Source organism: Lactiplantibacillus sp. 30.2.29, assembly GCF_018991255.1.
In the GTDB taxonomy this organism is placed as follows: domain Bacteria; phylum Bacillota; class Bacilli; order Lactobacillales; family Lactobacillaceae; genus Lactiplantibacillus; species Lactiplantibacillus pentosus.
On the sequence record NZ_JAGYGU010000031.1, the window covers coordinates 23,769 to 35,331 of the forward strand.

Here is an 11,563-nt window from a genome sequence, read left to right on the forward strand (position 1 = left end):
AAAAGGTGGACTAACAATGGAAATAGAACCTAAGATAATGTCTCAAGTCAAAAGTATTTTAGGAGAGTTTGAAAATAAGTATTTAACTAGTAAGGGTTCCTTGAAACGAAATAATGTAATTAATGACTTGGATAAATTCGACCATGTACTGATGACAAAGCTATTTAAAGATCCCTTAATACATAAAAATTATGTAGAAAAAATTGCTGACGCCGAAGTATTTAAACTTAACCAGTTCGTTGAAATGTTTGAATATAAAGAATTTTGGGAAAACAGTTACACCAAATATACAAATAAAATTGGTTTAACGGCTAATGGAAAATTTATTGATGAATCTGCTGATGTTGTTTTGGATTTTCCCTTTAAAGATACTGTTTTAAAAGCTGGTATGACTAAAGAAGATCTGGATAAAGATGAATCTGCTGATGAACCATTTTTAAACGAAATCATTGCTAAACCTGAAATTGATGAGCTATTAGAGCCTAAAATATTTGTTAATGCTAAAAAGTATGATCAAAACGGTGAACATAACACATCTAGTTATTCTGATCAAGATAATTTAATTATTAAGGGGAATAATTTGATTGCCTTGTATAGTTTAAAGAAAAAGTACTCCAATAAAATAAACATGATATATATAGACCCACCATATAACACTGGGTCCGATTCGTTTGCATACAATGACAAATTCAATGAATCTACTTGGTTGACGTTTATGAAAAATAGACTTGAAGTGTCCAAGGAACTACTGACGGACGATGGTGTAATATTTGTTAGCATTGATCGTAATGAGTTTGCTGAGTTGAAAGTACTAATGGATGAGGTGTTCGAAAACTCGTATCTAGGAACCATGATAAATGTTTCTACACCTAATGGTCGAGATTACGGATCTTTTGCACAAACACATGACTATATTCACGTGTACGCGAAAAATATTGATATGGTAAAAACTAATACTTTGGATGTTTCTGAAGATAAGTTTAAGCTGCAGGATGAAATTAGTAAGTTCTACTTGCACCCATTATTTAACAGTAATTCAGCATTTAGTAAAGATAATCGCCCAAATCTTTACTATCCATTTTATATTTCAGAACGCGAAGATGAAAAGGGTTATAGGTCTGTTTCAGTTAAGAAAGATACTTTACATACAATTGAAGTATTTCCACCGAAATCTAAAACGGATGATACTCAGTTTGTTTGGCGTTGGGGAAGAAATAAGGGACAAGAACTTGGTGAAACCGAGCTAGTTGGTCAACAGAAATCAGATGGATCGTTTAGAATTGCCCAAAAAATGCGACCTAAAAAACAAATTCCGCGGACTATTCTCCAAGATGCTAAGTATTCCAATCGTCGTGGTACGGAGGAACTTCAAAAATTATTTGATGGTAAGGTATTCAGCTTTCCAAAACCAGAAAACTTACTCAAGACAATTATTGAGATAGGCTCAAATACTGGTGATACTGTATTAGATTTTCATATGGGCTCTGCAACTACCCAAGCGGTAGCAATGAAAATGCATCGACATTTTATTGGTATTGAACAAATGGATTATATTAATACTGTTTCAGTCCCACGTCTCCAAAAAGTTATCGCGGGAGAACAAGGTGGTATTTCTAAAGATGTTGACTGGCATGGTGGTGGCTCTTTTGTTTATGCAGAGTTGATGGAAAAGAATCAAGGCTACTTAAAAGATCTGCTAGCGGCTAAAGATATAAATGAATTAGATGCTGTATATAAACGCATGAAAGTGGGAGCAGATTTCGACTTTCGAGTGGATCTTGATAAATATGAAAATGATGCAGAACGTAAAGCTTTGTCTTTTGAAGAACAAAAGCAGTTATTAGTTAAATTATTGGATAAGAATCAACTTTACTACAACTTCAATAATATCGATGATGCCGATGTTCGTGACCTGATTTCCGATAAGGATTATCAATTTAATCAAAGCTTCTATGGAAAGAGGGACTAAACTAATGGCTAAAAAAAAAGTTATGCGCAAAATTGAACTCCCACTGGTCGATTTATTGGAAAACAAACGTAAGATTGATCTTCTTAGTAATGAAAAGCCCTTTATTATCCCAGAATATATTAAAGGTAATTTAAAGCACCAATTACGACCTTACCAAAATCAAGCTTTAGTTAATCTAGACTGGACACAGCGACAGCCATTAGCTGATTACCAATATAATCAATTACTTTTTAATATGGCCACTGGTAGTGGTAAAACAGACGTTTTAGCTGCCCTGATCTTGTATTTGTATACTGAATTTACTTATCATAACTTTCTTTTTGTGGTAAATACAAATGCTGTGGTGGCTAAGACTTATGACAATTTATTAAATACTGCTTCACCTAAATATCTTTTTTCCCAACCTTTGACTATCCATGGTCAAAGAATCGAGCTTCGCTCAGTAACTCGGTTTCCTAGTACACCAGAAGATGGTGTGATCTATTTAAGATTAGCAACTATTCAAGCCTTGACCAATGAGTTAAGTGAAACCAAAGAAAACAGCCTCACTTATGATGATTTTAAGGCTCATAAACTAGTTGTTTTAGCCGACGAGGCTCATCATTTTAGCGCTGGTACTAAAAGTAAAGAGGATAAAAAGGAACGTTCGTGGGAATATGTCCTTGACCGCATTCGTCAAGCTAATCAACATAATCGTCAATTTGAGTTTACTGCAACTCTAGATTTGCAAAATGAAGCGATTTATCAAAAATATCGTCAAAAGATTGTTTATAGATACGATTTAAGCCGTTTTATTCACCAAGGATATTCTAAACGGGTATATCGATTACAAGCAAATAACGACGATGAGAACAAAATGCTGAATGCTGTTTTGCTTAGCCAGTATCGTAAGCGAATTGCCAATGAATTAAAAATACCTGACTTTAAACCGGTAATCTTGTTTAAGTCTAATAAAATTGCGGTTTCTAAAGATGCTCGAACAACTTTTTTAAGCATGATCTCACAGTTGAATATAACGGACCTAACCGATTTTCTTAAACATCAACAAAACACTAGCCATAGTCAAGCATTGAAACAAGCTTATGATTACTGGTTATCGCAAGATTTGGGTACTGCAATTGTTGAATTAAAACGTGACTTTCAGGCTATGAATACTATTAATGTTAACGATAGTGCTAAAGAGGGAATCTTAGGGGATTTAAATGACTTGCATAATCTAAATACCTTGGAAAGTTCTGATAATCCCTTTCGGGTTATTTTTGCCGTCGCTAAGTTAAGTGAGGGCTGGGACGTTTTAAACCTTTATGATATTGTGCGGATTGGTGAACAATCTACTACCTTGAACCAAACAAACAGTGAAGCTCAGTTGATTGGTCGAGGAGCACGCTACAATCCTTTTGTTTATCAAGGTGAAATCTCTTATACACGTCGTTTTGACAACCAGAGTCCTAAATATCAGTTATTAGAGAGTCTTTATTACCACACTATCAATGATCCTAAGTACCTAGATAACCTTAAGAAGTCACTTGATAAGATGGACCTACCTGTTGAAGATGATAGTGATTTTGATGTTTTTGAAACTAATGTTAAACGGGCCTTTAAAAACTCTAAAGTTTATCAACAAGGTAATCTTTACTACAACGAAGTTGAACCTGTACCAGATAAAGAATTTAATTGTCTTGACCGTTATGGGGTTAATACCACCACAATGGCTGAAGTCAATTTGGTAGAGAGCACTTGGGAAACAAATTACAATGCTGTTGCTATTGAGAAAGATTCTTTAACAGAAACTAGGTTTTTATTTAAGTTTCGAGACGCAGTTATCTTGGTTAAAAAAGCTTTCTCACGTAATAAGTTCTATCGGTTTAATTCTCTAAAGAGGTATATTCCTACTTTGAATTCGTTAAATGAATTTATGACAGCTGATAATTGGTTGGGAAATATTCGTTTATATGCTCGTGTCAGTAACGGTTCAACATCCTTAAATCGTGAGCAGCAACTTAAAGCAGTTGAGCAATATCTAACCTTTGTTCAAAAGCAGATTATCAATAACTATCAAAGACAGCGCGGTACAAAACGCTTTATTCCAGTTCCTATAAAATCCTTGATTAGGGACTACCAAAAGAAAGTTGCCAAACATTTTAATAAACCAGTCAGTGAAATAATCTTACCCTATTCAATGAAAAATAAACCTTGGTTTGTTTTTGAAGAAGCCATTGTTGATGAGCTGGAGAAGTCTTTGGTTGATTTAATTGGTGCTTTTGTTGAGCGGTTAAGCCAAAAATATAGTCAAATTTACTTATTTAGAAATGATGAACGCAATACTAATTTCAAGCTACATCAATTTAAAAACCAGGCAACTCATTATGCCGGTTTTATGCCCGATTTTATCCTCTACTTACAGAATAAAGATTTTTGTTATCAAATTTATATTGAACCTAAGGGGCCTCAATTACTTGATCAAGATCAGTGGAAACAAGAACTTTTAGAAAGTATTCGTCCTGAAAATATTGAACTTGTTGGTGAGAATGATCAAGTTAAGCTTTATGGTGTTAAATTCTTTACTTATAACGATGGCAGAAATATTGAGCAAGAAATGACTGAATTGAAAATATTAAATAAATAGGAGGATGATCATGGGACATAAAGTATTTGTTTCATATAAATACAAAGATAGTGACGTTTCACCTTTAGAAGGGTACAGCAAAGGAACTGCAAGAGATTATGTTGATTATCTTCAAGATAACAAATGTAGTGGTGATGATCTAAATAAAGCTGAAAATGATGACGAAGACCTAAGTGCATTTAAAGATGAAACCATACGTACAAAATTAAAGGATAAGATATGGGATTCATCAGTTACTTTAGTTTTAATTTCCCCCAATATGGTCGAAAAATATAATTTAGAAAAAGATCAGTGGATTCCCTGGGAAGTTGCATATTCTTTACGCACACAAACAAAAGCAAATAGTAGAAGTTTTCCTAACGCTATTATTGCGGTTGTTCTTCCTGACAGATTTAACAGTTATAAATATTTCATTACAAGTTGGACTTACAAAGACAAAGATGATCAAAAAGAAAAAACAGTAAGAACAATACACACAGATAAGACTTTTCAAATAATAAGGAAAAATATGTTTAATCAAAAAAGTCCTATTACAGAAGAAATAGATGGGAAAACTGTTTATTTTGGGGAATGTTCATATATTATTACAGTTGAGTGGGAAGATTTTAAATCAAACATCGATAGTTATGTAGATCAATCAATTTCCTTGAGGGACAAGATTGATGAATATAATCCTTGCAAAGAAGTTTAATATTCTAATTCATTTTATTGGAGCATATCTACATGAAAAATGGTGAAAATAAGCGTTTGCACATTCAAATGATTGAAAATATTATAAACCGTATGTCATCTAATTCATTCCTTATAAAGGGGTGGTCATTAACCATTCTTGGAGGATTAATAACCGTCTATTTAGCAAATATTAATAAACCTATGAGTTACTTGATTTTGTTATTGTGTCTCTTCTTTTGTCTAATATTTTGGATTAGTGATACTTTTTATCTTAGAGAAGAACGATGTTTTCGAAGTCTATATGAGATTGTAAGAAAAAAAGACGAAGAAAATGTTGATTTTTCAATGAACCCCATTAAATCAAAAGAAACTTTTTTGCGTTGTATGTTTAGACCTATTTTTTTAATGTCTTACCTGCCAATATTTATAATTATTATAATTGCGATAATTATTAAATTCACTCACTAGATAAGGGTCCATAACTTACAAATAGGCCTTTGATCACTTCTAAAGCCATTCTTCTGAACGTTATTACGCTCTGAAGAATGGCTTTATTGGCGACATTAACCAAACTATCCAGTTGTGCAAGTAACATTTGCGTGACTAATGCTAGTAATTCTTGCTAGGATTGCCTTAGATCCTTGATTATGATTTAGGAGGAGTGAGATTTGAGCTTTAAAGACGATATTAAGACCTTGCGCAGGCAATCTAATTTAACCCAAGAAGCGTTAGCTCAACAATTGCATGTGACCCGTCAAACGGTCTCAACTTGGGAAACTGGCAAGAATATGCCAAGTTTAGAGACCCTGCATGCTTTGAGTCAATTGTTTAACATCTCACTCGAAAAACTTCTATTTAACGAGGAGATTGCAATGAAAAAAGATAAAGAACCCTCTTTGGCCACCCAGATAGATCATGATGTTAAGCTTAAAAGTCGTTATCGTCGTTGGACTTTTGGTTTAGGTGGCTTGATCGTACTAGCACTGGTTAGTGTTGGCATTTTATGTTTTGGATATTATAAAGGTATTGGGACGATTGATCGCTTTGATCCGTTTTTATCCTATAAAATCGGGTACACTAAATTACCTAGTGAAAAAGTAATTTCTCCTAACAATAAGGCAACCAATGGTTACTGGACCGCTTGGTTCACTGATAATACGATGGGGAATGAATGGACCAAACTAACCTTAACGACGGGTCTTAATCCTGGGGTCAAAGATCCTTATGTGATGGCTTATCATAAGGGCAGTTATGTTAAAATTGCGCGTATCGTTCCTCGTACCTACGTTAATCAGGCTTATGTTAGCAACTTAGCGGCGCTAAATGCCTTGTTAAACCATAAGGGAAATACAGCGACTAACAATCATGACATTAAGAAGTATAAGACACAAATCCACATATCCGACACTGTCCAACAGTTAGTAACTGAATAGAGAACCACCAATTTACAATCCCCAAAGCAGCTTTAGGGTCTATAACTAATATGGTCCCTAAGTCTTTACTCACAGGGCCACGGTATACTGATATCTATTTGCTATCATTAATTAAAATAAGTTCTAGCATCTTTATGCATAGATGCTAGAACTTATTTTAATTAATGATTCTTTAGTACCATCCCTTTAATTCAGCCGCTTGCGTTAGTTCTTCTAAAATTGAACGAGATGGGATTCTTGCTTGACCACGAGCAGCCTGCAAATGACCATCTGGCCTACGCCAGATGAAACGAAATCCAGACTCGCTAGTTCCATCAGAATACATATAAATAACTCTTTGGAAGGTTAAGCTCCACTTGCTATCATACATGTGGGCTACCTCGTCCTTAATAACAACGTTGGCTTTCATGAAAATTCCTCCTTGATTTATGTTTCTTTTGATCCATGATCATGATTACTATCATGACATTCATGGCCATGACAAAACATTAACTCAAAAACTAAATTTTTTCAATTCATGACTGCCATGGATACCATGAGTTACATAACTATTCAAGCGGACGTTATAATTACCAAAAATAGCCCCTTGAAAACATTGTTAAAATAACCCCCAATATCTATAATGTAGATATTGGGGGTTATTCTTTGTTTTTATCAATAAATAACATCTGCTTTTTAGAAAAATTGTTGGACCTTTGTACTAATTGAACTAATTTCTTGCCGAGATAAAGTGGACACAACTTCGCCATCTGATCGTTTTGTTGGATCGACAGCACGGACATGTTGCAATAACGCTGTCCCGTGAATTTTCCCGTTATCTATCCTGATAAATAACGGCGATTTAGCATACTTTTCTTGGGTACGATATTTGTCAGAGGTACTGATTGGCACAACTAGCACCGTATTAAAATAGCGATTATAGTGATCGTTGCTTACAACTAAACACGGTCGCTTTTTCTTAGTTTCAGTGCCTTTAGCCGGATCTAAATTAATCCATAAAATAGCGCCTTGTTTTAATTTCATTAATCAAAGTCTTCGCTTTCCACATCTTTACCCCAATCAACTTCTGTTGTACTGAGATTTCCAAACTTTTTTTCTTGTTCATCAACAAGTTGCCATAGATCCGGTTTACTACGAACAATCATTACTTTACCATTTGGTTCAATCTGCCATTCAATTGTATCAGTAGACCGAACCTTTAACAGTTCACGTACTGTTTTAGGAATTGTAATCTGATTTTTACTTGTGATCTTTGAGCTAACCTTAGTTACATTACCTGCACTCACAATATCATCTCCTTACTTTTTCCTTACAAAAAATAATAACATAACTGCTTTAATATCTCAAGAAAAGGAGAAAAGACTATGCAACAAGTTGTCCTACCCATCAAAGATTCAAATGTTCTCAAAGAAGTTCAAGATACGTTACTCAATAATTTTAAAGCTGGCCGTCGTAACTATACAATTTTTCAAGTTGGTAAAGCTACGCTACTAAGAGTCAGTGACGTTATGTGCTTAAAACAGACCAATATTTTTAATCCGAACGGTTCCATTAAACAAAATGCGTTTATTCATGATAAAAAAACTGGTAAACCTAATACCTTGTATCTTAAACCGGTTCAAACAGACCTTTTGTTGTATCGTCAATGGCTGCTTGATAATCAGTTACAATCTGAATGGCTCTTTCCTTCCATTCAACACCCCGAACGACATATCACAGAAAAACAGTTCTACAAAATCATGAGCAAAGTTGGCGATCTTTTAAGTATTAATTACCTTGGTACCCATACGATGCGCAAGACTGGAGCTTATCGAGTTTATACGCAATCTAATTATAATATTGGTTTGGTTATGTACTTATTAAATCATTCAAGTGAAGCGATGACTTTAGCTTATTTAGGCTTGGACCAAGCAAGTACCGAAACTATGTTAGACCAAATTGATTTTGGTTAGAATTGGTTATTTTTTAGTTGTTGCCGAAGGCAACTTCTGAGACAGATTTTAAGCACAAAACCTCTACTAAATTTTGGTGGAGTGTAAGTGCGCCTTGACCGAGATTTGCTCAGTTTGCGGACTCACATAGATTTTCTATGTATAAGTGCGCATTAAACTCATTTCATTCCGTTTAATGACGCTAAAAAATAGCTAACTTGATCATTGAAATAAAGGTTGTTTTTTAGTTCAATGCGCACTTACACACAACAACTAAAGTTGATTGTGCTTATACTAAAAAAAGTTGTATTAGATTTCGCTGCGCTCAAACAAATCTTTTTAATTGCTTTACACCGTTTTTCTTTCTAAACTTAATTACCATCTTTGAATAACTAACTATAAAAAGATGCCTTTAATTTAAACCTGAAATAATTAGCTAATGTTAGGAGTAACTCAGATGGACGAAAAAAAAGTATTAAAGCCAATTGATGAAATGCTTGCTGATCCTTGGCAAGTTGATATTCAAGAATTGTTTGAAGCTTTTGTTCATGAACCTGATGAGATCAAACAGAATTTGTATAATTCCTTGTACACTTACATTTTGCAAAAAAGACAAGAAGATATTATTAATCGACCAGGATTTGTAATTTAGCCCTCTAAAAGCTCACTGAGGGCTTTTTATTTTGTTTTGGCATAAATTATATGTAAATATGCTTAAAACTGCTGAGAATTGAAAATAAAGGCCTTAAAAGGGACATAGCAGTTAAATTCTTATTATGTTTTAGAAAAGCTAACTGTTTGCTGTCAATGGTAGCGGACGAGCAAAGCGTGGGAGCATAAGGAATTGACAGCTCTAAACCAGTCTTAACACTGAATTGGCGAAAGCCAAAGTTTCTATAAAACTTTGCTTTCCTGCCTAACGGCGAGTGAAAAAACGGTCAAGCTGGTTCAGCTTGACGGGGTGCGGGGCGTCAGCGCCCGTATAAATGTGGCTTGCCACACCTTTTTAGGCAACGAACGAAGTGAGGCGCAAAGAGCGTAGCGAATGGAGTTTAATGTGAGCCGGTTTTTGGCTCACTCCTTTGTGTTTTTGATTTTAGGTCTTGATCTCGTACAGTGGTGCCTCTTATATACCTCTTTTATAAACCTCTTTTAAACCTCTTTTAGACCCCTCTTGAACCTTACTCTCCCAAGGCTTATAGAAGTTTATCAAGTAGGTTTTGTCTGTTTATCAAGTAGGTTTTGTCTGTTTATCAAGTAGGTTTTGTCTGTTTATCAAGTAGGTTTTGTCTGTTTATCAAGTAGAACTATAAAGTTGACTACTTGATAAACATAATCTAAAATTAATTTGTAATCATTAGGAGGTACAGCATGGGAAATGAAATTATTAAATATGATCCAGAGTTAAATACCATTCCACTTCGAAAATTTACTCCAGTTGAAATGAATTTATTTTTTTCGATTATTTCTCGTATGCGTGATAAGAGTGATCAGACCATTCGTTTTACTTTTGATCAATTAAAAGAGCTAAGTGCTTATAAACCTACTGCAAATAACCGTTTTGAAGATGACATTCAGAGAACTTATGAAAAAATGATGGGATTACATTTTGGTAGACGAAGTAAAAGTGGATTAACTCGAGAGTTTTTTGTTTTGTTTACAGAATTTAAAATTGATGGAGATGCAGAAGAACCTTATGTAGACGTAAAAGTTTATGAACGTGCTTTACCCCTTTTAAACAAGCTTGAAAGTTGGGTTCGTTATGCGTTGGCAGAGTTTAGAGATTTAAAAAGTAGTTACGCAAAAACAATGTTTCGGTTACTAAAACAGTTCAGAACCACTGGATATGCTTATTTTTCTAAAGAAGACTTTTTTGAATTACTAGATATGCCCAAAAGTTACTGGAATAGTCCCTCTAACGTCGATAAATTTGTTATAAAACCCATTAAAGAAGAATTAACTCCTTTGTTTAGAGGATTAACGGTTAGAAAAAAATATGGTAAAGGGCGTGGGAAACCAGTTATTGGCTATTCGTTTACCTGGAAACCAGAAAAGAAAGATGCCAATGATTTCTCACAAGGCCAATTACAAGATGAGCGTCAAAAGCTTTTTAATATTCAGCATAATGGTGAATTAACAGAGCAGGAAAAATGGCGCGCCATTGACAAGGTTAAGGGGTTAACTTTAGGCTCTACTGAGAAACAAGCATTGGCTGATAAACAGGCCGAGCACGATAAAAAAATAAGAGATCAAGCAAGACAAGAAGCACTTGCTGAACTCCGAAAGGGGTTTGGAAATCATGCCTAAAACTATTAGAGAACTTGCTGATGAATTGGGCGTTTCAAAGCAGGCTATATGGCAAAAGATAAAAAGAGATGCGTCAATCGATTTACGTCAATTTACATCAACAAAAGGCAATACTGTTTACGTTGATGTTGATGGGCAAAAAGCTATTAAAGCAATGTTCTCAAACGATTCATCAACAAGATACCGTCAACAAAAAGATGATGTTGACGACAACAAAAAAGATGCGGTTGATGGACAAGATGAAGTGAAATTCCTTCGAAATTTAGTATCAGAATTTCAATCTGAAAAGAAAGAGTTACATAAGTTACTAGATCAGCAACAAAGATTGGCCTTACAGGACAAACAACTGCTCGAAGAATACAAGGCAGAAATTAAGGACTTGAAAGCCTTAACGATGGCACCGCATGATAATAGTGAAAAAGAAGTGACGTCAGACAAACAACCGGAACCTGAAAATAGCACCCCGGAGTCACAACCTAAACCTAAAAAGTGGTGGCGTTTTGGTAAATAGTTACAACTAAAAAAGAAAAGAAGACTAGTTAAATAGCGGAAGATAAATTTGAACAATCTGTAGCTGCCAAGCTAAAGGGTGAGGGCTGGGACTGTCCCACAGATTATTCTGGTG

12 protein-coding genes are annotated in these 11,563 nt (G+C 34.7%); 9 read left to right on the plus strand and 3 right to left on the minus strand.

From position 1 onward, the window contains the following. Positions 1–16 precede the first annotated feature (16 nt). The 5 genes from KGF65_RS13895 (at position 17) to KGF65_RS13915 (ending at position 6,700) form a co-directional block, all read left to right on the plus strand. Complete coding sequence (locus tag KGF65_RS13895) at positions 17–1,969, plus strand: site-specific DNA-methyltransferase (protein ID WP_216748705.1); 1,953 nt, start codon at positions 17–19, stop codon at positions 1,967–1,969. A gap of 4 nt (positions 1,970–1,973) precedes the next feature. After that, positions 1,974–4,595 carry a DEAD/DEAH box helicase family protein gene (locus tag KGF65_RS13900; protein ID WP_216748706.1) on the plus strand — a complete coding sequence of 874 codons (2,622 nt, stop codon included), beginning with the start codon at positions 1,974–1,976 and terminating at the stop codon, positions 4,593–4,595. A gap of 10 nt (positions 4,596–4,605) precedes the next feature. Further along, positions 4,606–5,286, plus strand: coding sequence for a TIR domain-containing protein (locus tag KGF65_RS13905; RefSeq protein WP_216748707.1), 681 nt, complete (start codon positions 4,606–4,608; stop codon positions 5,284–5,286). Between the two features lie 32 nt (positions 5,287–5,318). Beyond that, positions 5,319–5,735, plus strand: coding sequence for a hypothetical protein (locus tag KGF65_RS13910; RefSeq protein ID WP_216748708.1), 417 nt, complete (start codon positions 5,319–5,321; stop codon positions 5,733–5,735). Between the two features lie 200 nt (positions 5,736–5,935). Beyond that, positions 5,936–6,700 (plus strand): helix-turn-helix transcriptional regulator, encoded by a 765-nt coding sequence (locus KGF65_RS13915; RefSeq protein ID WP_216748709.1) that lies wholly within the window; start codon positions 5,936–5,938, stop codon positions 6,698–6,700. 172 nt (positions 6,701–6,872) lie between these two features. Here KGF65_RS13915 and KGF65_RS13920 read toward each other — a convergent pair whose 3' ends face one another. The 3 genes from KGF65_RS13920 to KGF65_RS13930 all read right to left on the minus strand — a co-directional run bounded on the left by KGF65_RS13920 (position 6,873) and on the right by KGF65_RS13930 (position 7,986). Next, complete coding sequence (locus KGF65_RS13920; RefSeq protein WP_137638884.1) at positions 6,873–7,109, minus strand: hypothetical protein; 237 nt, start codon at positions 7,107–7,109, stop codon at positions 6,873–6,875. A 266-nt stretch (positions 7,110–7,375) separates the two neighbouring features. After that, positions 7,376–7,723, minus strand: a complete 348-nt coding sequence (locus KGF65_RS13925; RefSeq protein WP_001748061.1) for a type II toxin-antitoxin system PemK/MazF family toxin — start codon at positions 7,721–7,723, stop codon at positions 7,376–7,378. Continuing rightward, complete coding sequence (locus KGF65_RS13930; RefSeq protein ID WP_001748062.1) at positions 7,723–7,986, minus strand: type II toxin-antitoxin system PrlF family antitoxin; 264 nt, start codon at positions 7,984–7,986, stop codon at positions 7,723–7,725. The genes KGF65_RS13925 and KGF65_RS13930 overlap by 1 nt, the downstream gene beginning before the upstream one ends. A gap of 78 nt (positions 7,987–8,064) precedes the next feature. Here KGF65_RS13930 and KGF65_RS13935 point away from each other — a divergent pair, with 78 nt between their 5' ends. The 4 genes from KGF65_RS13935 to KGF65_RS13950 all read left to right on the plus strand — a co-directional run bounded on the left by KGF65_RS13935 (position 8,065) and on the right by KGF65_RS13950 (position 11,449). Further along, positions 8,065–8,652 carry a site-specific integrase gene (locus KGF65_RS13935; RefSeq protein WP_001748063.1) on the plus strand — a complete coding sequence of 196 codons (588 nt, stop codon included), beginning with the start codon at positions 8,065–8,067 and terminating at the stop codon, positions 8,650–8,652. A gap of 418 nt (positions 8,653–9,070) precedes the next feature. Beyond that, complete coding sequence (locus KGF65_RS13940; RefSeq protein ID WP_001748064.1) at positions 9,071–9,283, plus strand: hypothetical protein; 213 nt, start codon at positions 9,071–9,073, stop codon at positions 9,281–9,283. Positions 9,284–10,002: 719 nt separating this feature from the next. Further along, positions 10,003–10,938, plus strand: coding sequence for a replication initiation protein (locus KGF65_RS13945; protein ID WP_001748065.1), 936 nt, complete (start codon positions 10,003–10,005; stop codon positions 10,936–10,938). After that, positions 10,931–11,449: an HTH domain-containing protein gene (locus tag KGF65_RS13950; protein WP_001748066.1), complete on the plus strand. Its 519-nt coding sequence runs from the start codon at positions 10,931–10,933 to the stop codon at positions 11,447–11,449. Before KGF65_RS13945 ends, KGF65_RS13950 begins: the two co-directional genes overlap by 8 nt. Positions 11,450–11,563: the final 114 nt, after the last annotated feature.